Annotated in this window: 23 protein-coding genes; 16 read left to right on the top strand and 7 right to left on the bottom strand. The window is 70.9% G+C overall.

The window, feature by feature from the left end; all coding sequences use genetic code 11:
• Positions 1–76 precede the first annotated feature (76 nt).
• Together AC07GB_RS01435 and AC07GB_RS01430 are read left to right on the top strand one after the other, a co-directional pair.
• Positions 77–760 carry a response regulator transcription factor gene (locus AC07GB_RS01435; protein ID WP_478841178.1) on the top strand — a complete coding sequence of 228 codons (684 nt, stop codon included), beginning with the start codon at positions 77–79 and terminating at the stop codon, positions 758–760.
• Positions 757–2,445, top strand: a complete 1,689-nt coding sequence (locus AC07GB_RS01430; RefSeq protein ID WP_478841177.1) for a sensor histidine kinase — start codon at positions 757–759, stop codon at positions 2,443–2,445. Before AC07GB_RS01435 ends, AC07GB_RS01430 begins: the two co-directional genes overlap by 4 nt.
• A 56-nt stretch (positions 2,446–2,501) precedes the next feature.
• Here AC07GB_RS01430 and AC07GB_RS01425 read toward each other — a convergent pair whose 3' ends face one another.
• The 4 genes from AC07GB_RS01425 to AC07GB_RS01410 form a co-directional block, all read right to left on the bottom strand.
• A complete protein-coding gene (locus tag AC07GB_RS01425) occupies positions 2,502–2,978 on the bottom strand; it encodes a MarR family winged helix-turn-helix transcriptional regulator (RefSeq protein ID WP_478841176.1) in 477 nt (158 codons plus the stop codon).
• A 118-nt stretch (positions 2,979–3,096) separates the two neighbouring features.
• Complete coding sequence (locus AC07GB_RS01420) at positions 3,097–3,924, bottom strand: AIM24 family protein (protein WP_478841175.1); 828 nt, start codon at positions 3,922–3,924, stop codon at positions 3,097–3,099.
• Positions 3,921–4,571: an AIM24 family protein gene (locus AC07GB_RS01415; RefSeq protein ID WP_478841174.1), complete on the bottom strand. Its 651-nt coding sequence runs from the start codon at positions 4,569–4,571 to the stop codon at positions 3,921–3,923. The genes AC07GB_RS01420 and AC07GB_RS01415 overlap by 4 nt, the downstream gene beginning before the upstream one ends.
• A 1-nt stretch (position 4,572) precedes the next feature.
• Complete coding sequence (locus AC07GB_RS01410) at positions 4,573–5,211, bottom strand: AIM24 family protein (RefSeq protein ID WP_478841173.1); 639 nt, start codon at positions 5,209–5,211, stop codon at positions 4,573–4,575.
• 146 nt (positions 5,212–5,357) lie between these two features.
• On the opposite strand from AC07GB_RS01410, the gene AC07GB_RS01405 reads away from it, so the two are divergent.
• From AC07GB_RS01405 to glxA, 7 genes are all read left to right on the top strand, one after another.
• Positions 5,358–5,702, top strand: a complete 345-nt coding sequence (locus AC07GB_RS01405) for a DUF3817 domain-containing protein (protein ID WP_478841172.1) — start codon at positions 5,358–5,360, stop codon at positions 5,700–5,702.
• Positions 5,699–5,995, top strand: coding sequence for an MTH1187 family thiamine-binding protein (locus AC07GB_RS01400; RefSeq protein WP_478841171.1), 297 nt, complete (start codon positions 5,699–5,701; stop codon positions 5,993–5,995). The genes AC07GB_RS01405 and AC07GB_RS01400 overlap by 4 nt, the downstream gene beginning before the upstream one ends.
• 178 nt (positions 5,996–6,173) lie before the next feature.
• Positions 6,174–6,896, top strand: a complete 723-nt coding sequence (locus AC07GB_RS01395) for a hypothetical protein (RefSeq protein WP_478841170.1) — start codon at positions 6,174–6,176, stop codon at positions 6,894–6,896.
• Positions 6,893–7,573: a DUF4166 domain-containing protein gene (locus tag AC07GB_RS01390; protein ID WP_478841169.1), complete on the top strand. Its 681-nt coding sequence runs from the start codon at positions 6,893–6,895 to the stop codon at positions 7,571–7,573. Before AC07GB_RS01395 ends, AC07GB_RS01390 begins: the two co-directional genes overlap by 4 nt.
• Positions 7,570–8,199: a TetR/AcrR family transcriptional regulator gene (locus AC07GB_RS01385; RefSeq protein WP_242723274.1), complete on the top strand. Its 630-nt coding sequence runs from the start codon at positions 7,570–7,572 to the stop codon at positions 8,197–8,199. Before AC07GB_RS01390 ends, AC07GB_RS01385 begins: the two co-directional genes overlap by 4 nt.
• Positions 8,200–8,460: 261 nt before the next feature.
• Positions 8,461–10,236 (top strand): glycosyltransferase family 2 protein, encoded by a 1,776-nt coding sequence (locus AC07GB_RS01380; protein WP_478841168.1) that lies wholly within the window; start codon positions 8,461–8,463, stop codon positions 10,234–10,236.
• A gap of 4 nt (positions 10,237–10,240) precedes the next feature.
• Positions 10,241–12,220, top strand: coding sequence for a radical copper oxidase GlxA (gene glxA, locus AC07GB_RS01375; RefSeq protein WP_478841167.1), 1,980 nt, complete (start codon positions 10,241–10,243; stop codon positions 12,218–12,220).
• Between the two features lie 18 nt (positions 12,221–12,238).
• On the opposite strand, the gene AC07GB_RS01370 is transcribed toward glxA, so the two are convergent.
• The 3 genes from AC07GB_RS01370 to AC07GB_RS01360 form a co-directional block, all read right to left on the bottom strand.
• The gene (locus tag AC07GB_RS01370) at positions 12,239–12,991 is read right to left on the bottom strand and encodes a 2-phosphosulfolactate phosphatase (protein ID WP_478841166.1); all 753 of its coding nucleotides are present in this window, start codon (positions 12,989–12,991) and stop codon (positions 12,239–12,241) included.
• Between the two features lie 106 nt (positions 12,992–13,097).
• The gene (locus AC07GB_RS01365) at positions 13,098–14,138 is read right to left on the bottom strand and encodes a glycoside hydrolase family 6 protein (protein WP_478841165.1); all 1,041 of its coding nucleotides are present in this window, start codon (positions 14,136–14,138) and stop codon (positions 13,098–13,100) included.
• A 178-nt stretch (positions 14,139–14,316) separates the two neighbouring features.
• A complete protein-coding gene (locus AC07GB_RS01360) occupies positions 14,317–15,297 on the bottom strand; it encodes an ArsR/SmtB family transcription factor (protein ID WP_478841164.1) in 981 nt (326 codons plus the stop codon).
• 91 nt (positions 15,298–15,388) lie between these two features.
• On the opposite strand from AC07GB_RS01360, the gene AC07GB_RS01355 reads away from it, so the two are divergent.
• The 7 genes from AC07GB_RS01355 to AC07GB_RS01325 all read left to right on the top strand — a co-directional run bounded on the left by AC07GB_RS01355 (position 15,389) and on the right by AC07GB_RS01325 (position 23,611).
• Positions 15,389–16,687 carry an MFS transporter gene (locus tag AC07GB_RS01355; RefSeq protein ID WP_478841163.1) on the top strand — a complete coding sequence of 433 codons (1,299 nt, stop codon included), beginning with the start codon at positions 15,389–15,391 and terminating at the stop codon, positions 16,685–16,687.
• A gap of 44 nt (positions 16,688–16,731) precedes the next feature.
• Positions 16,732–17,241: a MarR family winged helix-turn-helix transcriptional regulator gene (locus AC07GB_RS01350; protein ID WP_478841162.1), complete on the top strand. Its 510-nt coding sequence runs from the start codon at positions 16,732–16,734 to the stop codon at positions 17,239–17,241.
• 66 nt (positions 17,242–17,307) lie between these two features.
• Positions 17,308–17,640, top strand: coding sequence for a DUF3817 domain-containing protein (locus AC07GB_RS01345; RefSeq protein WP_478841161.1), 333 nt, complete (start codon positions 17,308–17,310; stop codon positions 17,638–17,640).
• A 72-nt stretch (positions 17,641–17,712) separates the two neighbouring features.
• On the top strand, positions 17,713–19,413 hold the full coding sequence (locus AC07GB_RS01340; protein WP_478841160.1) for an acyl-CoA mutase large subunit family protein: 1,701 nt from the start codon (positions 17,713–17,715) through the stop codon (positions 19,411–19,413).
• Positions 19,414–19,926: 513 nt separating this feature from the next.
• Positions 19,927–23,169, top strand: a complete 3,243-nt coding sequence (locus AC07GB_RS01335) for an RHS repeat-associated core domain-containing protein (protein ID WP_478841159.1) — start codon at positions 19,927–19,929, stop codon at positions 23,167–23,169.
• A 12-nt stretch (positions 23,170–23,181) separates the two neighbouring features.
• Positions 23,182–23,316, top strand: coding sequence for a hypothetical protein (locus AC07GB_RS01330; protein ID WP_478841158.1), 135 nt, complete (start codon positions 23,182–23,184; stop codon positions 23,314–23,316).
• 112 nt (positions 23,317–23,428) lie between these two features.
• Positions 23,429–23,611: a hypothetical protein gene (locus tag AC07GB_RS01325; RefSeq protein WP_478841157.1), complete on the top strand. Its 183-nt coding sequence runs from the start codon at positions 23,429–23,431 to the stop codon at positions 23,609–23,611.
• Positions 23,612–23,646: the final 35 nt, after the last annotated feature.

Raw genomic sequence — 23,646 nt, 5'->3', positions numbered from 1 at the left:
CGCTGCCTGAACGTTCCTGAAGCCCTCCTGAAGACGCCTGAAGATTTCTTCAGGCTCGCTCCGGCATCCTGAAGGCATGCGTCTGTTGATCGTCGAGGACGAGAAGCGTCTGGCCCTGTCCCTGGCCAAGGGCCTGACCGCCGAGGGCTACGCCGTCGACGTCGTCCACGACGGCGTCGACGGCCTGCACCGGGCGACGGAGGGAACGTACGACCTGGTCATCCTGGACATCATGCTGCCGGGCATGAACGGCTACCGGATCTGCTCCACGCTGCGCGCCGCGGGCAACGACGTACCGATCCTGATGCTGACCGCCAAGGACGGCGAGTACGACGAGGCCGAGGGCCTGGACACGGGGGCGGATGACTACCTCACCAAGCCCTTCAGCTACGTCGTCCTGGTCGCGCGCGTGAAGGCGCTGCTGCGCCGCCGCGCCGCGGCCCCCTCGCCGGTGCACCGGATCGGCGAGCTGAGGATCGACACGGCGGCACGCCGCGTCTTCCGCGAGGGGGACGGGGCGGACGGCGCGGGCACCGAAGTCGCCCTGACGGCGAAGGAGTTCGCGGTCCTGGAGCAACTGGTGGTGCGCGTGGGCCAGGTGGTGTCGAAGGCGGAGATCCTGGAGCACGTCTGGGACTTCGCGTACGAGGGTGATCCGAACATCGTCGAGGTGTACGTGAGCGCGCTGCGCCGCAAACTGGGCGCGCCGCTGATCAAGACGGTCCGCGGCGCCGGCTACCGCCTGGAGGCCCCGCGATGAGCCGCCGCTTCCGGCCCTTCGCCTCGGTGCGCGCCCGCGCGACCGCGGCGGCGACGCTCGTCGTGGCCCTCGCCCTGGTCGCCGCGGGCGCCGCCGTGCTGCTCGCGCTCCGGTCCAGCCTCGTCGGCCAGGCCGACGCGCAGGCCGAGTCCGCCGCCCGGAAGGTGGCGTCGGCGCTGGCCGCGGGCAGCTCGTACGACAAGCTCGACCTGTCCGACGACGACAAGCCCGTACGGGTCCTGGACGAGGACGGCCGCGTCGTCGCGCACACCGACGACCTGGAGCGGTTGTCCGGCGAGCGCGTCAAGGCCGCGCGCCCCGAGCCGAAGGCCGCGTCCACCGGGCCCGCCCCCCGGGCCCCCGGAGCCACCAAGGCCCCCGGAAGCTCCGGCGAGCCGGACGACTCCGAGGAACCGCGCGAGACCGACGACTCCGACGACCCGGCCGACGCCGACGACCCCGACGACGCCGCGGAGGACAAGGAGGAAGCCGCCGAGGACGCGGCCGAGGACGCCGCCGAGAAGGCGAACGGCTCCGGCGACGGCTCGGGCGACGGCTCCGGCGACGGTTCGGACGACGACCTCAAGGTGGGTGAGATCGACGGCGAGACCGAGATCACCGAGCGCTCCGCGACCGTCGACGGCGACACGGAGGATTACCGTTTCGCCGCCGTCGGCGTGAACACGGAGTCGAAGGGTGAGCTGACCGTCGAGGCGGGCGCCCCGCTGACCACCGCACGGAACGCCGTCACCACCGCGCTGACCGCGATGCTGATCGGCTTCCCGGTGCTCCTCGCCGTGATCGCGGCCGTGACCTGGCTGGTCACGCGCCGCGCGCTGCGGCCGGTCGACGCGATCCGCGGCGAGATGGCCGCCATCACCGCCTCCGAAGACCTGGCGCGGCGGGTGCCCGAGCCGGACACGCACGACGAGATCGCGCGTCTGGCCCGCACCACCAACGAGACGCTCGCCGCCCTCCAGACGTCCGTGGAGCGCCAGCGCCGCTTCGTCGCCGACGCCTCGCACGAACTGCGCAGCCCGATCGCCTCGCTGCGCACTCAGCTCGAAGTGGGCGCCGCGCACCCGGAGTTGCTGGATGTGGCGGGTGCCGTCGAGGACACCGTGCGGCTCCAGGAGCTGGCCGCCGATCTGCTGCTGCTCGCCCGGCTGGACGCCGGGGAGAAGCCGGGCCACGGCCGGGTGGAGCTCGCGGCCCTGGTCCGGGAGGAGCTGTCGCAGCGCCCGGCGGACCGCGTCCCGGTCACGACGAAGCTGGAGAGCGTCGAAGTGGCCGGATCGCGCGGGCAGTTGAGCCGGGTCCTCGGCAATCTCGTGACCAACGCCCAGCGGCACACCCGGTCGCGGATCACGGTCACCACCCGGACCGACGAGGCCTGGGCGGTCCTGGAGGTGGCCGACGACGGGAACGGGGTGCCGCCGGCGGAGCGTGAGCGGATCTTCGAGCGGTTCGTGCGTCTGGATGACGCGCGCACCCGGGACGAGGGAGGCGCGGGCCTCGGTCTCGCCATCGCCCGCGACGTGGCCGCGCGGCACGGTGGCACGCTCACGGTCGACGAGGCCCCTGGCGGGGGCGCCCTGTTCACCCTGACTCTGCCCCGAGCGCCACGGGAGCGCCGCGAAGGGGCGCGGGGAACGGCGCGACCAGCCACGGACGACCGGCACTGAAGGGCACGAGCCGAGCCGACCTCACCCCGGAGCCCCGCCGAGGCACAGCGGCAGCGTCACGGCTTGCCGCGCAGGCCGCGCAGGTGCTCCGCGATCGGTGTCAGTGCCTTGTGCAGGTCGCCGAGGGCCTCCGGTGAGATGAGGTCCACGAAGTGCTGGCGCACGGAGGTCACGTGGTGCGGCGCGACGCGCTTCATCGTCTCCATGCCCTCGTCGGTGAGCACGGTGAACAGGCCGCGTCGGTCGGACTCGCAGTTCTCACGCCGGACCAGGCCCGCGTTCTCCATGCGCGTGATCTGGTGCGACAGGCGGCTCTTGGACTGGAGCGTGGCGGTCGCGAGGTCGCTCATGCGCATGCGCAGGTCGTCGGACTCGGAGAGATGTACGAGGATGTCGTAGTCGTTCATGGTCAGGTTGAACGGCTGGAGATCCTTCTCCAGCTGGTACGTCAGCATCCTGTTGACCTCCACGTGGGTGCGCCAGGCGCACTGTTCCTCGTCGGTCAGCCACTGCGGGGCCGTCTCGGTCTCCATGGAATCGATTCTACCTAAGAAGTTGAATGATGAACGAGTGAAGGGGTGTGACACGGCTCGCACCCCCCGGGACACCGAGGGGCACAGGCGTTCGCCGTCACACTCCGCAGACTACCGCTCACAGGCCGAAGCGACGCTGGAGGCTGCCTAGTTGTCCGGGAAGGCGCGGTCCGAGCGGCTGCTGTCCACGTTGGCCATGTTGCCCGCCCTGGCCGGAGGAGCCGGGTCCGCCCGCGCCGCCGCCGGTGCCCGCCGCGCCCGGCACCCCGGCCTGCTGCGGGAGCGCGCCGGTGTCGACGCTGTCCATCAGGGACTCCGAGGACTGGAGCAGGACCGTGCCCGCGCCCACGAACTCGAACTGGTGCTCCTCGCCCGATGTGCCGCCGATGCCGGTCAGGGCGCGCAGTCCGCCGATCACTCCCGTCATGTACCCGTGGTCGTAGTGGTGGCAGGGGGACGGGCAGTCCGCCCAGCCGACGAGGGCCTGCGGATCCACGCGGATCGGCGGCTCCATGAACACCACGGGACCGCTGGAGACCGCCACGAACTTGCCCGTGCCGATCAGCGTCAGAAAGCCCGGGACGATGGACTGCTTCAGCGAGAGACTTGGCTGAAAAGCGAGGAGGTTCCCCGCGCGGATCGTCAGGTTGCCGTCTTCCAGGTCGTACGAGTTGGCGTCGAAGGCCCGGTCGGCGAGCAGCATCTTGCCCTCACCCTCGGCCACCACCCAGTCGCTCGCGTGCAGCGGGGAGTGGAAGGACGTGCGCAGGAGGCGGTCGAGACGGCCGTGGCCGATGCCGTTGAAGTCGATGCGCCCGTAGTAGGCGATCATCTTGCCCTTCTGGAGGAACCACTGGCTGCCGCGCAGCTCCACGCAGAAGGTGTACGCGTTGACGTTGTCATCGCTCGGGAGCGTGGCCGGGTCGAAGATCACGGGTGTGCTCACAGCTTTTCCTCCGATCCTTGGACGTACACCACGCCGTTGCCGCTCAGCTCCAGCTGGAAGGCCTCGCCGGAGCCGCGGCCGACCATGTCGCGCCAGCCGAGCGCCGTGGACAGCTTGTTGCGTACGTCACCGTGGTGCGCCACATAGGACTGCGGGTCGACGTGGACCGGGCGCTGGGGGGTGATGGGCAGCTCGACGACGCCGCCGTGCGCCATCACGGCGACCGCGCCCTGGCCCTTCAGGGACGTGGTGAACAGGCCCTGGCCCGAGATCTGGCCGCGCACCATGCCCATCACGCCGCCCTGCGAGCCGAGGAACACGGTGCCCTGCTGGAGGGTGCCGTCGAAGGCGAGCAGGCGGTCGGCCTCCACATACAGCGTGTCGCCGGTCAGGGTGATCACGTGGACGTGGTGGCCGCCGTGCCCGAACATGACGGTGCCGCTGCCCTCGACGGTCATCAGCGGGACGTCCTCGTCGGCGAGGCGGCGCCCGATCATGGACATCAGGCCGCCCTGGCCGCCGGTGAGGTTCGGGGTGAAGGAGACGTCGCCCTTGTAGGCGAGCATCGCGCCGCGCTGGCTGAACAGCTTCACACCCGGCTGCACCGTCGCCTCGACCATCTTCGGAGTGACTTCACGGAACGGCATGTCACACGTCTCCCGCGATCGTTTCGCGCTCGCTGGGCTGGACGTACACCAAGCCGTCGCCCTCGAAGCGGATTTGGAAGGCCTCGCCGCCGCCCTCGCCGAACAGGTGGCGGAAGGTGACGCCGGACTGGAAGCTCTGCTTGAGATTGCCCTGGTGCGCGACATAGGCGCCCGGGTCGACATGGAGCGGATACTGCTTCGTCACGCGCAGGACGACCGCGGGGCCGTCCGAGATGATCGCCGCCTGGCCTGTGCCCTCGACGGTCGTGGTGAAGATGCCGTTCCCCTGGGTGGCGCCGCGCAGGCCCGTGAAGGTGGTGCCGGTGCGCAGGCTCGCCTCGGTGCACAGCAGATTGCTGGATTCCACATACAGCTTCTCGCCCTGGAGGTGGACCAGGCTGATCTCCGTGGCGCGGTCGGCGAACCAGCACGTGCCGTGGCCCTTCACCTCCATCACCGTCATCTGCTCGTTGGTCAGACGACGGGTGACCATGCCTCGGATGCCTTCGCCGCCCCCCGTCAGTTTCTTGAAGTTCATCGTGCCGTCATAGGCGACCATCGAACCGTTCTTCGCCTTGACCGAGTCGCCTGTCATGTCGACGGCGAGCACTCTGCTGCCTTGCACTCGGAACGTAGCCACGAAAGCGAAGGTATCCGCAGCGCGGTGCGCGGCGACAGGGTTACCGACCCTGAACGAACCCGGGTAGATCCCTGATGCCACAATGGGGGGACGCTTGTGCATCCGTTCACAAGATCGACCCCGACCCCGCCCCCCGAAGGTGACTCGTGGACATCAACACCGCTTCCGCACTCCGCCGCCTCCGCCTGATCTCCATTCCGGAGGCCGTGTCCTTCCTCCTCCTGATCGTCTGCTCGGTGCTCAAGCGGACCACGGACTTCAACGCCGTGCCGGCGATGGGCATGATCCACGGTGTGCTCTTCATCCTCTACGTGCTGTTCTGGGCCGACGCCTGGAACCGCACCAAGTGGAGCCTGAAGACGGCCGCCCTGTACTTCGTGCTCTCCGTCCTGCCGACGGGAGGCTTCTTCGCCGACCGCAAGCTCAAGCGTGAGGCCGAGGCCGCGGTCATCGCCTCGCGCGCCCGCCGCGAGGGGGTCGTGAACGCGTGATCGTCGCCTTCTCCGTGACGCCGCTCGGCGTCGGTGAGGACGTGGGGGAGTACGTCGCCGACGCCGTCCGCGTGGTCCGTGAGTCGGGCCTGCCGCACCGCACCGACGCGATGTTCACCTCGATCGAGGGCGAGTGGGACGAGGTCATGGACGTGGTCAAGCGGGCCGTCGCCGCGGTCGAGGCCCGGGCGCCCCGCGTCTCCCTCGTCCTGAAGGCCGACGTCCGCCCCGGTGTGACGGACGGCCTGACCTCCAAGGTCGAGACCGTCGAGCGCCACCTGTCCCAGGGCTGACAGCCGAGGCTCACGTCATGCCGCCGCAAGGCCCCCGCCGCACACCGGCGGGGGCCTTGTGCTGTCCCGTCCCCCGGAGCGGTTGAGCGACTGCTCAAAACCCTGCTACGTTGCCACGACCGCAGTTGAGCGAGTGCTCAAAGCAGTCGCTCAAGCCGTCCTGACGTGGAGGTTTCCGGTGAGCCTGTACATCGAAGCGTTGATCCGCGCCGACATCGACGACCTGTGGGCACACACCCAGGAGCCCGCCGCGCACCAGAAGTGGGACCTCCGGTTCACGGAGATCGACTACCTGCCCACCACGCAGGGTCAGCCGCAGCGCTTCCGGTACGCCACCCGCGTGCTGCCCTTCCTCACGATCGCCGGCACCGGCGTCAGCGCGGGCGAGAAGCGCAGGCCCGACGGCACCCGGACCTCGGTGCTCCGGTTCGCCTCGCCGCATCCGCTCTCGCTGCTCGCCGAAGGCAGCGGCTACTGGCGCTACGTGCCCACCGGCGACGGCGTCCGCTTCCTCACGGGCTACGACTACCGGCCGCGCTGGGGCCGCCCCGGCGCGCTCGCCGACCGGTTCCTCTTCCGCCCCCTCATGGGCTGGGCGACGGCGTGGTCCTTCGACCGGCTCCGGCTCTGGCTGGAGCGCGGCATCACCCCGGAGCGCGCCCTCGCCCGCGCGGCGGCCGAAGCCGGGGCGCGTGGCCTCGCGGTGGCCGTGGCGGGGCTGTGCGGCGGGCCGGTGGCCGCGCTCGGGGCCGCCCTCGTGGCGCTCCTGGTGCCGCCGCTTCCCGGCACGCCCGCCGCGCGCCGCTGTCTGCGCACGCCGCCGACGCGCGCGCGTGCGCCGCGCGCCCTCGACCGCCTGCCCGCCGCCGCGCCCCTCGACCTCCAGGAGAGCCCCGTATGACGTCGATCTTCCGTACTGCCCTCGGCGCCGACTTCGAGCGGCTGCACCCCCGGCTCCAACGCCGGTTCTCCGTCGGGCTCGACAGCGGCGAGGCCTGCGTCGGATACGGCGTGATGCGGCGGATCTGGCACGGCCGCGGCTTCGTGAAGCCCTTCCTCGCGGTCGGCGCCACCCGGCACATCCTCGTGCCGCGCACCGGCCGGAACGTACCGTTCACCATTGAGAACGTGCCGTACGCCGACACCTTCGGGCGTGAGACGGTGAGTTTCGTGCGCACCTTCCACTTCCCCGGCCGTGACCGGCGCTTCGACGCCCAGATGGTCCTCGCCCCCGAGGGCGACCGCGTGCTCGACTACCTCGGCACGCACCAGCACCTCGCCAGCGACCTGCACTTCGCGGCCGAGCCCGACGGCTCGCTCGTCATCCGCTCCGGAGAACACCGGTTCCGCGAAGGCCCGGTGGACGTACGGGTGCCGGACGTCATCGGCGGCGACGCCGAGGTGCGCGAGTCCTACGACGAGGCGGCCGGGTGCTTCCGCATCAGCGTCCGGGTCGTCAACCGGTACGCCGGGCCGCTGTTCGGGTACGAGGGGTCCTTCCGGGCGGCGTACCGGGACGTGCGGGAGTGCGGCGTGCGGCCGGGTCTCAGGCCCGTGCGCGAGGAGGTGCGCGCGTGAGCGCGGAGACCCGCGAGAAGCTCCTGGAAGGGGCGCTGCGCACGCTCACCGAGCAGGGCATCGCCAAGACCTCCGCGCGCAGCGTGGCGGCGGCCGCCGGGGTGAACCAGGCGCTCGTCTTCTACCACTTCGGGTCGGTCGACGAACTGCTCTCCGAGGCCTGCCGGTACGGCACGGAGCAGCGGGTCGCCCGCTACCGGGACGCCCTCGCCGCGATCTCCACGCTCGGGGAACTCCTTGAGTTCGGGCGGCGGATGCACGAGGAGGAGCGGGCGGCGGGGTCCGTGGCCGTGCTCGGGCAGCTGCTCGCCGGGGCGCAGACCCAGCCGCGGCTCGCGGCGGCGACGGCGGCGGGGCTCTCGCTCTGGGTCGCGGAGGTCGAGAAGGTCCTCGTGCGGGTGCTGGGGGCTTCGCCGCTGGGTGGGTTCGTGGACGCGGTGGGGCTTGCGCGAGCGGTGGCGGCGTCGTTCGTGGGGATCGAGCTGTACGAAGGGGTGGACGCGGAGGGGGCCGGGCGGGCGCTCGATGCCCTGGAGGACCTGGGGGCCCTGGTTGCCGCCCTGGACGACCTGGGTCCTGTGGCCCAGCGGGCGGTCCGCCATCGCCTGCGGCGTGCTGCGCGCTGACGTGGGGCCTCGCCAACGGTTGCTCGGCGCTGTGGGCTGTGCCCACCCGTCCCGCCCAGCGGGACGATTGCCCACAGCGGGTGGGGCTCAGTGCCCACAGCGGGTGGGGCTCAGTGCCCACAGCGGGTGGGGCTCGGGGCCACAGCAGGAAAGGGCAGGGAGCAGGAAACACCACCCGGCCAGCCCCGCCCCGTTCGACACGCCGTCGAAAGTCCCTTTTTGTTTGGTTATCGGCTCATTTGATGACCAGAGGAGGGCGCTGTGCGGCCGGAGGGCTACGACTACGACACCCACAGCCGGCTGGCCGGTCCGCTCACGCAGCCAGAGGAGGGCCGCGGCGGCTACCGGGTCCGGTACAGGTCGCTCCTCGCAGGCGAGCCCCGCCGAATACGCGCCGTCCTGCTGATGACGCTCGCCCCGCTGCTCACCGGCGCCCTGCTGGTGTACCTCGTCTGGCCCACGCACTGGACCGAGCGCGAGGGCGGCGACCGCTGGCTGGTCGGGCTCGATGTGGCGATGCTCGTCGCGATCGGGCTCATCGAGCTGTTCATGCTGGTCAACGTCGTGTCGATCGCGCACGCGACGATGGTGGCCCGCGACCCCGTGCCGGTGGTGCCCGAGCCGGGCACCCGCGTCGCGTTCCTGACGACGTACGTACCGGGCAAGGAACCGCTCCCCATGGTCCGCGCCACGCTGGAGGGTGCCGTGCGGATACACCACACGGGCCCGCTCGACGTGTGGCTGCTCGACGAGGGCGACGACGACGAGGCGAAGGCCCTGTGCGCGGAGCTGGGCGTGCGGCACTTCACCCGCGACGGCGTACCGGAGTGGAACCGCGAGAAGGGCCCGCACAAGACCCGCACCAAGCACGGGAACTACAACGCCTGGCTCGCGATGCACGGTGACGACTACGACTTCTTCGCCTCCGTGGACACCGACCACGTCCCGCTGCCGAACTTCCTGGAGCGGATGATGGGCTTCTTCCGGGACCCGGACGTCGCCTTCGTGGTCGGCCCGCAGGTGTACGGGAACTACACCTCGCCCGTCACCAAGGCCGCCGAGTCGCAGCAGTTCCTGTTCCACGCGCTGATCCAGCGGGCCGGGAACCGCTACCGGGCGCCCATGTTCGTCGGCACCAACAACGTGGTGCGGATCGCCGCCCTGCGACAGGTCGGCGGCCTCTACGACTCCATCACCGAGGACATGGCCACCGGCTTCGAGCTGCACCGGCACCGCAACCCGGCGACCCGGCGGCACTGGCGGTCCGTGTACACCCCGGACGTGCTCGCCGTCGGCGAGGGCCCGGCGTCCTGGACGGACTTCTTCACCCAGCAGATGCGCTGGTCGCGCGGCACCTACGAGACGCTGTTCAAGCAGTACTGGAAGGCGCCGTTCACGATGCCGCCCGGGCGTCTGTTCTCGTACACCCTGATGCTCGTCTACTACCCGATGACGGCCGTCAACTGGCTCCTGGGCATCCTCAGCTGCGTCCTGTTCCTGTGGTTCGGGGCCTCGGGCACGCAGGTCGCCGCCTCCGTGTGGCTCATGCTCTACAGCGACGCCGCGGCCCTCCAGATCGGCCTCTACCTCTGGAACCGGCGGCACAACGTCTCGCCGCACGAACCCGCGGGGTCGGGCGGCCTCGCGGGCATGGCGATGTCCGCCCTCTCCGCGCCCATCTACGCCAAGTCGCTCGGCGCCGCGCTCCTTCGCCGCCCGAGCCGCTTCGTCGTCACGCCCAAGGGCTGCGGCGCCACGTCCGACCGGCTGCTCACCTTCCGCGTCCATCTGTTCTGGGCGGCGGTGCTCGCCAGTTCACTCGTCGCCTCGTTCGTCCTCGGCCACACGCATGCGGCGATGCGCACCTGGGCCGTGCTCGCCCTGGTCATCTCGCTCGCGCCGGTGACGGTGTGGGGCGCCACCGTGGTCAGGGAGCGCCGGGTCCGCAAGGCGGCGCGGCAGCGGCTCGCGGAGCGCGGGACCGAGGGCGAGCCGGAGCCGGCCTTCGCCACCGGCACGACCACTGGAGGTAACTGACGCCATGGCCCTGCGGCTCTCGAAGCTCTCCCAGCGTTCCAAGAAGATCGCGTTCGGCGCCGGCGCGGGCGCGCTGCTCATCGGCCTCAACGCCCCCGCCGCGGTCTCCTTCGCCGAGGAGAAGTACCACGCGTACAAGATCGCCCAGCCCGGCTACAAGAAGAAGTACGGCTCGTGGAAACAGATCGGCATTCCCAAGGAGTTCCGTACGAACGCCATTCACGCGGCGCTCCTGTACACCGGGAAGGTGCTGATCGTCGCGGGCTCCGGCAACGAGCAGAAGAAATTCGACGCCGGGTCCTTCGACACGATCCTGTGGGACCCGAAGAAGAACACCTTCAAGAAGGTGCCGACGCCCGTGGACTTCTTCTGCGCCGGGCACGCCCAGCTCCCCGACGGGCGTCTGCTCGTCGCCGGCGGCACCGCCCGGTACGAGCTGCTCGACGGCGAGGTGGAGCGCGCGGGCGGCGGCATGCGCGTGAAGAACGAGAACCCCGATAAATCGGTCGTGCTGAAGAAGGGCACCAAGTTCCGCTCGCCCTCGGGCGTCGAGTACGTCAGCAAGTTCGACGTGGAAGTCCCCAAGGCCAAGCGGGATTTCAGCATCACGTACTCCAAGTCCGGTGTGATGCAGCCCTGGAAGACGAAGGTCACCGCGAGCGAGGCCCGGGTCTTCGTGGAGGCCGTGCAGGACGGCGAGCAGGCGGTCACCGAGAAGGCCGCGCAGTACGAGATCGAGGGCCTGACCGGCAAGGAGGCCGACAACACGTACGGCATCGCCGAGAAGATCACCATGGACAAGCAGGACTTCCAGGGGATCAAGGCGGCGTACGAGTTCGACCCGGAGACCGAGCGGTACGTGGCCGTGGAGCCGATGGAGAAGGCCCGCTGGTACCCGACGCTGGTGGGGCTCGACGACGGCCGGGTGCTCGCGGTGTCCGGGCTCGACGACGTCGGCGTCATCGACCCCGGTGACAACGAGATCTACGACCCGAAGACCAAGAAGTGGACGGACGGCCCCAAGCGCTACTTCCCGAGCTACCCGGCGCTGTTCCTCACCAAGGGCGGCAAGCTCTTCTACCCCGCGTCCAACGCCGGGTACGGGCCCGCGACCAAGGGGCGCGAGCCCGGCCTGTGGGACCTGAAGACCAACACCTTCACCAAGGTGCCGGGGCTCACCGACCTCGACCAGACCGAGACCTCCGCGTCCGTGCTGCTCCCGCCCGCCCAGGACCAGAAGGTGATGATCCTCGGCGGGGGCGGCGTCGGCGAGTCGGACAAGGCCACGCGCCGCACGGCCGTGATCGACCTCAAGGAGGCCAACCCCGCCTTCAGGACCGGGCCGCGGCTGCCGCAGGGCACCCGCTACCTGAACAGCGTGATCATGCCGGACGACTCGGTGTTCACCACCAACGGCTCGTCCGACTACCGGGGCCGCAGCGGCAGCAACATCCTCAAGGCGCAGTTCTACGACCCCAAGGCCGACGCCGGGCGCGGCGCCTTCCGCACCGCGGCCGAGCCCACGGTGGGCCGCAACTACCACTCCGAGGCGCTGCTGCTCCCCGACGGGCGCGTGGCCACCTTCGGCTCCGACCCGCTCTTCGACAACGAGCAGAACACCAAGCTGGGCCACTTCGAGCAGCGCATGGAGATCTTCACCCCGCCCACGCTGCACAAGGCGGGCAAGGACCGTCCCGTCCTGGGCGAGGGGCCGCGGGACCTGCCGGCCGACGGCCGCGCCACGTTCCGCACGGCCCACCCCGAGAAGGTCGTCTCGGCCCGCCTCATGCGCCCGAGCGCGGTCACGCACACCACGGACGTCGAGCAGCGCTCCATCGCGCTCGGCCTGACGAAGGGCCAGGGCTCGGTGACGGTGGAGGTGCCGCGCGGCGACACGGCGCTCGTGCCGCCCGGCTGGTACATGCTCTTCGTGACGGACGCGGACGGGGCCTCCTCCGAGGCCAAGTGGGTGCACGTCAAGTAGCGCGCGGCCCAAGGCCGTTCACGCCGGTACGAAGGCCCCGTGGCGCAGGACCGGGACCTGGGCGCTCGCGTTCAGCTCCGTGGCGACGGCCACGTCGTCGGCGAAGCCGTCGCCGGTCAGCTCCCGGCCGGACGCGCTGTCCGCGACGGCCGCCCCGACGTCGGCGACCGCGGTGAAGGCGGCGGCGGCCGCGGCGGCCTCCGGGGAGAGCGCGGCGGCGCCGTGCTCGCGCAGGGCCGCGATCACGGCGCCCGCGCCGAGCAGGTCCTCGACGGCGGGCCGCAGACTGCCGTCGGGCCACCGCTCGCCCGCCGCGATCACCCCGACGGGCCGCTCGGCGGTGCCGTGGCCCTGCCCGGCGAGCCACCGGCCGACGGCGGCCGGGTTGCGCAGGGACCCGGCGGCGACGCCCGTCCCGCCCGCGGCGGCCGCGATCGCCGAGCCGTTGGGCGAGGGCAGCACGAGACGCTGGGTGAAGGGGGCGCGCCGCAGGGCCGCGGGGGACAGCGACCACGGCGTCGCCGCGGTGACCGCGCGCCGCCCCACCGCCAGGCTCGCGTCCATCTGCCGGGCGAACGCCGTGGCGTGCTCGTCCCGCCACGCGTAGGGGAAGACCCGCGCCCCCGCCTCCACCGCGACCGACACCGACGTGGTGAAGGACAGCACGTCGACGACCACCAGGAAGGAGACGGCCGGCGCCAGGCGCTTCGCCCCGGCCGGGCCCCATTCGAACCGGATGCCGTAGCCCGTTTGCGACAAGTCCTCGCGCATGTGCCACGAGGCTGCCAGCCGCCGCGATGCTTGGCCAGTGCCCTCGACGCACCGTGACCGCAGAGGGGTTGACCTTTACGCTGCGTCCACCCGGCGGGCCGCGGGGCTACGCCTTCGCGTTGCGGACGAGCCCGAGCGCGTAGTCCGGCCACCACTGCCCGGCCGCGGGGCCGCCTCGGCACGGGCCGTCGGAGTCACCGGGCCGCTTGATCCACAGGTAGGCGTCGAGCAGCGGGTCGCCGGTCCTGTCGGTGGGCGGGGTGCCGAGGCCGCGGCCCGGCGGATTGCACCAGGCGTCCTGGCGGTCGCCCGCGAGGGGGCCCCGGCCGTTGCGGCTGGTGTCCATGACGAAGTGCTTGCCGCCGACGGCCGCGGACAGGGTGCGGCCGTAGGCCTTGGTGGTCTCGTCGCTCTGGAAGTTGGAGACGTTGAGCGAGAAGCCGTCCGCCGCGTCCACGCTCGCCCGCCGCAGCGGCTGCGCCAGCTTGCGGGCGTCGGTGATCCAGCCGGGGTTGCCCGCGTCCAGGTAGACCTTGACGCGGGGCTGGCGCTTGAGCCGCTGGATCGCCTCGGAGAGCAGCTGGTAGCGCTCCTCGTGGTACTGGGCCGGGGTGCAGCCGTCCACGATGTGCGGGATCGCGTCCGGCTCCAGGATCACCAGGGCCGGGCTGTCCCCGATGGCGGCGGCGAAGGAGCCGAGCCACTGCCGGTAGTACCCGGCGTCGGGCGCGCCGCCCGCGGAGTGCTGCCCGCAGTCGCGGTGCGGGATGTTGTACGCCACGAGCACGGCGGTGCGGCCCTCCTCGGCGGCGCCCGCGGTGGCCTCGCGGATGTCCGGGGCCGGGTCGTCGCCCGCGGGCCACTCGGCCATCGGCTGCTCGGCGATCCGCCGGAGCGCCTCGGCGTCCTGGGTGCGGCCCTCCTGCTCCCACTGGCGCACCTGCCGGGCCGCCGCGCTCTGCGGGTCCACCCAGAAGGAGTGCGGCGCCGCCTTCGTGCCCTTGGAGGGGGCGGCTTCCCGCTCCTTCGTGCCGGAGTCGCCGGAGCCGCCGGAGTCGCCGGAGCCAGGCCCGGACGAGCATCCCGCCGCGAGCCCGAAGGCGGCGACGGCCGTGAGTGCCGTGAACGTACGGAGCAGCCGGTGCATCCAGCCCCCTAGGGCGACGGTGACGTGACGTACGGGTGGGCGCGCGGCAATCGTGGCATAGGGGATTAATCGGTCGCGGGTGCGACACCGCCGACAGGCCGGGCGTCAGCCGCCCGTCGGACACACGGCGGGCCGCGGCGCGCCCGCCGCCCGCCGGACGGGCGCCGCGGTGGGTGCGTCAGCCGCCCGTGCTGAGCGCGATGCCGAGCGGCGTGCGCTCGTACAGGACCTGACGGCCGTACCGGCGCGACTGGAGCAGGCCCGCCCCGCGCAGCACGGACAGGTGCGCGGACACCGATGACGGGGCCAGGCCGAGCCGGTGGGCGAGCGCGGAGGTGGTGGCGGGCTCGGCGAGCGCGGTGAGGACGGCGGCGCGGTTCTGGCCCAGGAGTCGCGCCAGGGGCTCGGGGGTGTGCTCCGCGGGGGCCGTCCACAGGCCGGCGATCCCGCGGGCCGGGTAGACCAGGGTGGGCTGCCACGGGGGGTCGTAGCCGCTGATCACGTCCGGCCAGCTGAACACGCTCGGCATGAGCACCAGGCCCCGCCCGTCCAGGTGCCGTGCGTGGCGGCCGCGCCACTGGGCCGTCAGCGTGCCCGCCTCCCAGGCGAGGCGCCGGTCGAGTTCCGGCAGGAGCGCTTCGAGGCCGACCTCGGCGAGCCGCCGCGAGTGGTACGCCACGTCCGCCTCCAGGAGCGCGCGCAGGCGCGGCCAGTGCGGCTCGACCAGGGCGTGCCAGGCCGCCTCCAGGGCGTCCGCCAACTCCCGTACGGCACGCGCGGGCCGCGCGAGCAGGCGGCGGCCGAGCGGGCTCTCGGCGGCGCCCGGCGTGTCCGCGAGCGCCCGGGCCATGTCGGCGCGCGCGGCCTCGGGGTCCGCCGCGCGCACCGCCGCGATCTCCTCGTCGAACGCCGCCGCGGGGCCGATCGGCGGCGGCCCGAGGAAGTCCGGGCTGTGCCCGCGCGGAGGCATCAGGAGCCAGACGGCCGCCAGGTCGAGCCGCTCGGCCGCCGCGCGCGAGTGCCGCAGCCAGCGCGGGTGGTAGCCGTGCCGCTCGGGCCGCTTGAGGGTGCGCACCGCCTCCTGGGTCTCCCACAGCGGCGACACCGCGAAGCGGCAGCGCAGCGGGTCGGCCTCGCCGAAGTGCAGGTGAAAGGGCATCCGGCCTCCCCGTCCGGCCGTGGGCCCGGCCGTGGATTCGGCCGGAGCCGAAACTTTAGGGCGCGCTCCCTGACTCGGCCAGGGTGGGCGCATGTCCCAGCAAGCCCCCACGCCCGCCGACACGGGCGGCTACCGGCGCGTCTTCGCCGTCCGCGAGTTCCGGGCCGTCTTCGCCGCCCACGCCCTGTCCCTGCTCGGCGTGGTCGTCAGCGAGATCGCGCTGACCGTCCTCGTCTACGACCTCACCGGATCGCCGCTGCTCAGCGCGCTCGCCTTCGCGCTCGGCATGCTGCCGTACCTGGTCGGCGGCGCGCTGTTCGCCGGGGTCGCCGACCGGCATCCGCCCCGGCGCGTCCTGGTCGGCTGCGACCTGCTGTGCGCGGGCTGCGCGGTCCTGATGGCGCTGCCCGCGACACCGGTGGCGGGCCTGCTCGCCCTGCGCTGCGCGATCGCCGCCGTCGCACCCGTCTTCAACGGCACGCGGATGGCGACGCTCACCGACGTCCTGGGCGACGGCGACGTGTTCGTGCTCGGGCGCTCGCTGCTGCGGATGGTGTCGCAGAGCGCCGTGCTCGTCGGCTTCGGGCTCGGCGGCGTCCTGCTCACCGTGGTCCCGCCGCGCGGGGCACTGGTGATCACCGTGGTGACGTTCCTCGCCTCCGCGCTCCTGCTGCGCTGCGGGACGCGGCGGCGCCCCGCCCGCTCGGGACCCGCGCACGGCGACACCGCCCTCGTGAAGTACTCCCTGGCCGGGGCCCGCCAGGTCCTGGGCGAGCGGCGCCTGCGCGCGCTGGTGCTGCTGCTGTGGGCGCCGCCGATGTTCGCCGTCGCCCCGGAGGCGCTCGCCGCCCCCTACGCCGAGCAGATCGGCACCGGATCCGCCGGGGTCGGCCTGCTGATGTGCGCCATGCCGATCGGCACCATCGCCGGCGAGCTGTACGCGGGGGCCGCGCTCTCGGCCCGCGCCCGGGCCCGGATCACGCTGCCGCTCGCGGCCACCACGCTCCTGCCGCTGCTCGCCTACGGGGCCGCGCCCGGCCTCGGCCTCGCCGTGCCGGTGCTCGTGCTCGCCGGGGCGGGGGCGGCGTACACGCTCGGGCTCGACCGCTGGTTCGTGGACGCGGTGCCGCCGGAGCTGCGCGGGCGGGCCATGACCGTCCACACGGCCGGTCTGATGACGCTCCAGGGCGTCGGCATGGCGCTCGCGGGCCTGGCCGCCGAGTTCTTCGCGGTGAGCACGGTGGTGGCGGCCGTCGCCGCGCTCGGCACGGTCTGCTGCGCGGCCCTGGCCCTGGAGGTGCGCGCCACCGCGCCGCGCGCACCGGCGCCGCCCGCGTGCCCTCTGACCGGCGAACGCGCCCCGGAAAGCGAACGCGCTGCCGAATCGTGAGACTGGGGCTGACCGCCCTGGGCCCGGCGGCTAAGGTCGACGCTGTGCCGAAGCCGCTCAGTCTCCCCTTCGATCCCATCGCCCGCGCCGACGAACTCTGGAAGCAGCGCTGGGGGTCCGTGCCCGCCATGGGCGCCATCACCTCCATCATGCGCGCCCAGCAGATCCTGCTCGCCGAGGTCGACGCGGTCGTCAAGCCGTACGGACTGACCTTCGCGCGCTACGAGGCCCTGGTGCTGCTCTCCTTCTCCAAGGCGGGCGAGCTGCCGATGTCCAAGATCGGCGAGCGCCTCATGGTGCACCCCACCTCCGTCACCAACACCGTCGACCGCCTGGTCCGCTCCGGCCTCGTCGACAAGCGCCCGAACCCGAAGGACGGCCGCGGCACCCTCGCCTCCATCACCGACAAGGGCCGCGAGGTCGTCGACGAGGCCACCCGCGAGCTGATGGCCATGGACTTCGGCCTCGGCGTGTACGACGCCGAGGAGTGCGGCGAGATCTTCGCGATGCTGCGGCCCCTGCGGGTCGCCGCGCGGGACTTCGAGGACGAGTGAGCGCCGGGCGCGTGGCCGCCTAGGGCGCCCGAAGATCGCGTGAACCGGACAGTTACGCTCATAGCCATGAAACGCAGCGTGCTGACCCGCTACCGGGTGATGGCCTACGTCACCGCCGTCATGCTCCTCGTCCTCTGCGCCTGCATGGTGGCGAAGTACGGCTTCGAGAAGGGCGAGGACCTGACGCTCGTCGTCTCGCAGGTCCACGGCGTCCTCTACATCATCTATCTGATCTTCGCCTTCGACCTGGGCTCCAAGGCGAAGTGGCCGTTCGGCAAGCTGCTGTGGATCCTGGTGTCCGGCACCATCCCGACGGCGGCGTTCTTCGTCGAGCGCAAGGTCGCGCGTGAGGTGGAGCCGCTGCTCACCGACGCCTCGCCCGTGATCGCCAAGGCGTAACCGCACCGCCACGGACCGTCCCGTGGCGGTCAGCCATCGACATTTACTAGGACGTCCAAGTAAATTGGTGGCATGGACGCTCACGCCATCGAGGAGGGCCGCCGTCGCTGGCAGGCCCGGTACGACGCCGCGAAGAAGCGCGACGCCGATTTCACGACGCTCTCCGGTGACCCGGTCGAGCCTGCCTACGGGCCCCGGCCCGGGGACGCGTACGAGGGCTTCGAGCGGATCGGGTGGCCGGGCGAATACCCCTTCACGCGCGGCCTCTATCCCACGGGGTACCGCGGGCGCACCTGGACGATCCGCCAGTTCGCCGGCTTCGGCAACGCCGAGCAGACGAACGAGCGGTACAAGATGATCCTCGCCGCGGGCGGCGGCGGCCTCTCCGTCGCCTTCGACATGCCGACGCTGATGGGCCGCGACTCCGACGACCCGCGCTCGCTCGGCGAGGTCGGCCACTGCGGCGTCGCCATCGACTCCGCGGCCGACATGGAGGTCCTGTTCAAGGACATCCCGCTCGGCGACGTCACGACGTCGATGACGATCTCCGGCCCCGCCGTCCCCGCCTTCTGCATGTACCTGGTCGCCGCCGAGCGTCAGGGAGTCGATCCGCGCGTGCTGAACGGCACGCTCCAGACCGACATCTTCAAGGAGTACATCGCGCAGAAGGAGTGGCTCTTCGAGCCCGAGCCCCATCTGCGCCTCATCGGCGACCTCATGGAGCACTGCGCCCGCGAGATCCCCGCGTACAAGCCGCTCTCGGTCTCCGGGTACCACATCCGCGAGGCGGGTGCGACGGCCGCGCAGGAGCTGGCGTACACGCTGGCCGACGGCTTCGGGTACGTCGAGCTGGGGCTGAGCCGCGGCCTCGACGTCGACGTCTTCGCCCCGGGCCTGTCCTTCTTCTTCGACGCCCACGTCGACTTCTTCGAGGAGATCGCCAAGTTCCGCGCCGCGCGCCGGATCTGGGCCCGCTGGATGAAGGAGGTGTACGGCGCCAGGACCGACAAGGCGCAGTGGCTGCGCTTCCACACGCAGACGGCGGGCGTCTCCCTGACCGCCCAGCAGCCGTACAACAACGTGGTACGCACCGCCGTCGAGGCCCTCGCCGCGGTGCTCGGCGGCACCAACTCCCTGCACACCAACGCCCTCGACGAGACCCTCGCGCTGCCCAGCGAGCAGGCCGCGGAGATCGCGCTGCGCACCCAGCAGGTCCTCATGGAGGAGACCGGCGTCGCCAACGTGGCGGACCCGCTCGGCGGCTCCTGGTACGTGGAGCAGCTGACCGACCGCATCGAGGCCGACGCCGAGAAGATCTTCGAGCAGATCAAGGAGCGGGGCCTGCGGGCCCACCCCGACGGGCAGCACCCGATCGGCCCGATCACCTCCGGCATCCTGCGCGGCATCGAGGACGGCTGGTTCACCGGGGAGATCGCCGAGTCCGCCTTCCGCTACCAGCAGGCCCTGGAGAAGGGCGAGAAGCGGGTCGTCGGCGTCAACGCCCACCACGGCTCCGTGACCGGGGACCTGGAGATCCTGCGGGTCAGCCACGAGGTCGAGCGGGAGCAGGTGAAGCTGCTCGCCTCGCGGAAGGCCGCACGGGACGACGCCCGGGTGCGGGCCTGCCTCGACGCCATGCTCGCCGCCGCCCGCGACGGGTCCAACATGATCGCCCCCATGCTGGACGCGGTCCGCGCGGAGGCCACCCTCGGGGAGATCTGCGGGGTGCTCCGCGAGGAGTGGGGCGTGTACACGGAGCCCGCGGGGTTCTGACCCCCGGCGCGTGAGAACACCGGCGGGCGCGTGGCCTTTCCTGCGCGCCCGCCGCAGTCGGGCCCCGGGTACCCATGGTGCTGGTCGGGGCAGGAACCCTTTTCGGTCGCAATGCACGACTGCTCAAGCGGGTGCATGTCCCCGAGAGGTTCAATTCCTGCTTCTCAAGGGGCCTTTCATGGCTGATCGCCCTCCGCGAGGAGGGGCTGATTCCGGGAAGTTTGCAGAAGGGAATGAAGGGTACGAGGGTTCGCCTGTGTGGGGCCTGTGTCACCTTGTGAACGCCTGTTGACCGTTGGGGTCTCAGGGACGTTCGCATCTGTGGGGGACCACATGCATTCGCGTGCCACCAGCACGTCATCTCGACGTGCTCGAAAGAGATCGGTCGCCCTCGTGCTCTCGGCTCTGACAGCCGGAGCCCTGACGCTCACCGTACTGCCCGCGACCGCCAAGCCGTCCGATCCGCTGGAGAGGGGCGGCTCCGTCTGGGGCCGGGGTGCGCCGGACTTATCGATGCCGGCAGTGAAGGTGGGTACCAACAAGCCGGTCGCCAGTGAGGTGGAGACGGCACCCTCGGCACGGCGTGCGGCCTGGCGCGAGGAGCAGCGCAAGCGGGTCGGAGAGGTTGCATCGCGTACGGGCGGGGTGGCTCGCTCGTATGCCGATGCCGATGCCGATGTGCCGGAGGGGCAGGGTGGCGTGCCCTGGCACCAGTTCAGCGACTTCCGTGTCACTGACTCGCTGACCGCCCGCATCGATCTGTCCACCGGCAACCTCCTGTTGGCTGGTACGGACTTCGACATCGCGGGAGTGGGGCAGGACCTCACCCTCTCCCGCACGTACAACTCACTGGACGCACCCTGGGGCAAGGTCTCCCAGCGCTGGTGGCAGGGCTACGAGCGCTATCTCCAACTGGCAGACGCCGAGGTCGTCCTGTACGACGCCACTGGTGCGTCGGTGCGTTTCAAGAGGAGCGGCAGCTCTCTCATCACGCCTAAGGGCTACTCCAGGGACCTGAAGAAGAACGGTGACGGGACCTATACGCTCACCGACCGCAAGTCCGGCTCCAAGGACACCTACGACGAGCACGGCACCCTGACGAAGGTGACCGACCGCAACGACGGCACGATCACCGTGGAACAGCACGACGGGGGCAGCGAGCACAAGGGCTTCAAGGTCACGGAGGCCCGTTCCGGGCGCTGGGTCGACCTCGTGAAGACGGACGCCTCACAGTGGCAGGCCAAGGATCACACCGGCCGCACCGCGGTGTTCGACCTCAATCCGGCCGGCGACCTGGCCCGCACGACCGACACCGAAGGCAAGTCCACCGTGCTCGGCTACGACTCCTCCCGTCGGCTCACCAAGATCACCACGGCGGAGGGGCGGGTCACGGTCTTCACCTACGACGATGCCAACCGCGTCACCTCGATGCTGCGGGCCACCGACTTCGACGGCTCCGGCCACACCGGCCCGACGTACACCTACACCTACTCGGCGCCCGCGCCGACGGCCGCGGGTACCACGAAGGTCACCGACCCCGAGAGGCATCACACCACCTACCACCACAACGCGGACGGCGAAGTGTCCAAGTCGGTCGACCACTTGGGGCGGGAGCGCGCCAAGACCTTCGACGCCAACCGCAACATCGACTCCGCGACGGACGCGATGGGTTCAGGGAGCACGCCGGGCAACGTGACCAAGTACGGGTGGGACTCCCGTAACAATCCGACCAGTGTCACCACGCCCACCGGCGGCAAGAGCGTCAACAGCTGGCAGACCATCGCCGGCGGTGACGTACCGAAGTCCTCGACCAACGCTGACGGCGAGAAGACCGACTTCGGCTACGACACGGCGGGCAATACCCTCTCGGTCGCACAGACGGGCAGCGGCGGGGGCACCCGCACCTACACCTACAACTCCGCCACGCCTGACTGCGGCGGCTTCGAAGGCCAGCGCTGCACGGCGAAGACGAAGATGAGCTCGTCCAGGACGGTCGCCACGTCCTTCACCTATGACGCCAAGGGCAACCTGACCAGGGTCAAGACCCCTGCCCCGCTGGGCGAGGTCGCCTACACCCATGACAAACTCGGCCGCACCGCGTCCGTCACCGACGGGCGCGGTATCAGGACCGAGTACGGATACGACGAGCGTGATCGCGTCAAGACGGTATTCACACCAGGGGGCACAGTCCGCTACTGGTACGACGGTGACGGCAACCTCACGCAGCGCTCGGACTCCACCGGGACGGTGAAGTACGCCTTCGACCCACTCCAGCGCGAGACGGTCCGCACGCTCCAGGACGGTTCGCAGACGCTCCTCACCTACACACCCGCCGGGAACGTCCACTTCTACCAGGACCCCGCGGGGAGGACGGACTACACCTGGAACGAGGTCAACAAGCTCAAGTCCCTCACCGATGCCGCGGACAAGACCACGACCTTCGACTACAACCGCAACGACGTCCGCACCGAGACGACCTACCCTGGCGGCACCGTCCAGAAGGTCGACGTCGACAAGTCCGGCCGCCCCGAGAAGATCAAGGCAACCCTGAAAGAGCGCACGCTGGTCGACCTGTCGTACACCTATGGCTACGGCACCGACGCCAAGACCGACGGCAACAAGATCCGCACGAAGTCCGACGCGACGACCGGGATGAGGACGACCTACACCTACGACGGTGCCGGGCGCTTCTCCTACGCTGCCGAGAACAAGGGCTCCGCCGTCAACGAGTCCTGGCAGTACTGCTACGACCTCGCCGGGAACCTCACCAGTCAGGGTATGGAGAAGGGCTGCCCCCGTGGCACCACCCATACCTTCAACGACGCCCAGCAGCTCACGGCCAAGAACGGCTCCAGCGTCGGCTGGTCCTACGACCAATCCGGCAACGAGACGGCGGGTGCGCCGAACGCGGCGCAGGCGCGCACGGGTGTGGCCTGGTCCGACCACTCGCAGATGACATCGATCACCGTCGGCGGCACGACGTACGCGGGCCAGTACGGCTCCACCGATCAGGGCGAGCGGATCCGGCTCGGCGACACGTTCTTCCACAACGGCCCGCTCGGTCTGTCGGCCAAGACCACGGGGGGAGCCGACATGGGCTTCAACCGAGAACCTGGGGGCACTCTCAACTCCGTGACCGTCGACGGCAAGCGCTACTACTACCTCACCGACGCGACCGGCTCAGTGGTCGCACTCGTCGACGAGTCCGGAACCAAGGTCAATGACTACTCGTACAGTCCCCGTGGTGTCACCCGCAAAGCCACCAGGGAAACCGTCAACCAGCCGTACCGCTTTGCCGGCGGCTACCAGGACCCCACCGGTCTGTACCACTTCGCAGCTCGCTACTACGACCCCTTCATAGGTCGCTTCACCCAACCGGACCCGTCGGGCCAGGACAAGAACCCCTACCTTTACGCGGAGGGCGACCCGGTCAACCGGATCGACCCCGCCGGACTCGCGTCCATCGGCTTCAGCATTGAAGGCTGCGCCTTCGGAGGGTGCCTGGAAGTAGGCGTATCCGTCAACGACGACGCGTCGGTGCACCCCAGTGTCGGTGTAGGGGCAGGCACCCCAGGAATCAGTGGCGGGCTGTCAGCCGGCGCGGCCGACGCAACTGCCGGGCTGGGCGGAGAGGCGCAGTGCTCAGCGGGGTACTACAGCGCGTCGGTGAGTGACACAGGCGAAACCTCGGGTTCGCTCGGTACCAGCTTCAGCAGCAATCCCAAGTGTTCGGCGAAGGTGAAGTACACATTCTGAGAAGGATCCGCTATGCAGACGCACTACTTGATCGCTGCCGGTGGCAAGCCTGAGCTGCCGGTCTGGGGGCAGGCGCTCTTTCTGGCCGTGGCCGCTGTCTTCGGTGTCGCCATCGTGACCAAGCTGCTGCGTGACCGCAGGAAGTGACGGGGTGGATGCGCCGCGTGTGGACGCGGCGCATCCATCACGAGGCAACGCGAGAGCCCCCGGGGGATCGATGCATATTGCTGTCGGACTTTTTCTGACTGTCTTCGGAGCGATGTTCGCGATCAACGCGAAGAGGTTCCAGCGCGCTGCCGGGGGTGACGGGAGCGCGCTGTCCGGTCGGAGGCCGGGGAGGGCTGCCCGTGCCTACAACACGTGGATATTCCGGGTGACCGGGACAGTCCTCTCGGTCTCGGGGGTGCTCGTCGCGCTCGGGGTGGTCGGTCCCGGCTCATGAGGGGTTCCGGCTGACCGGGTCGGTGAGCGCGGGGC

Source organism: Streptomyces sp. NPDC045778, from assembly GCF_056431945.1.
The sequence above is the reverse complement of the archived record's forward strand: the minus strand, read 5'-3'. Positions and strand labels throughout refer to the sequence as shown.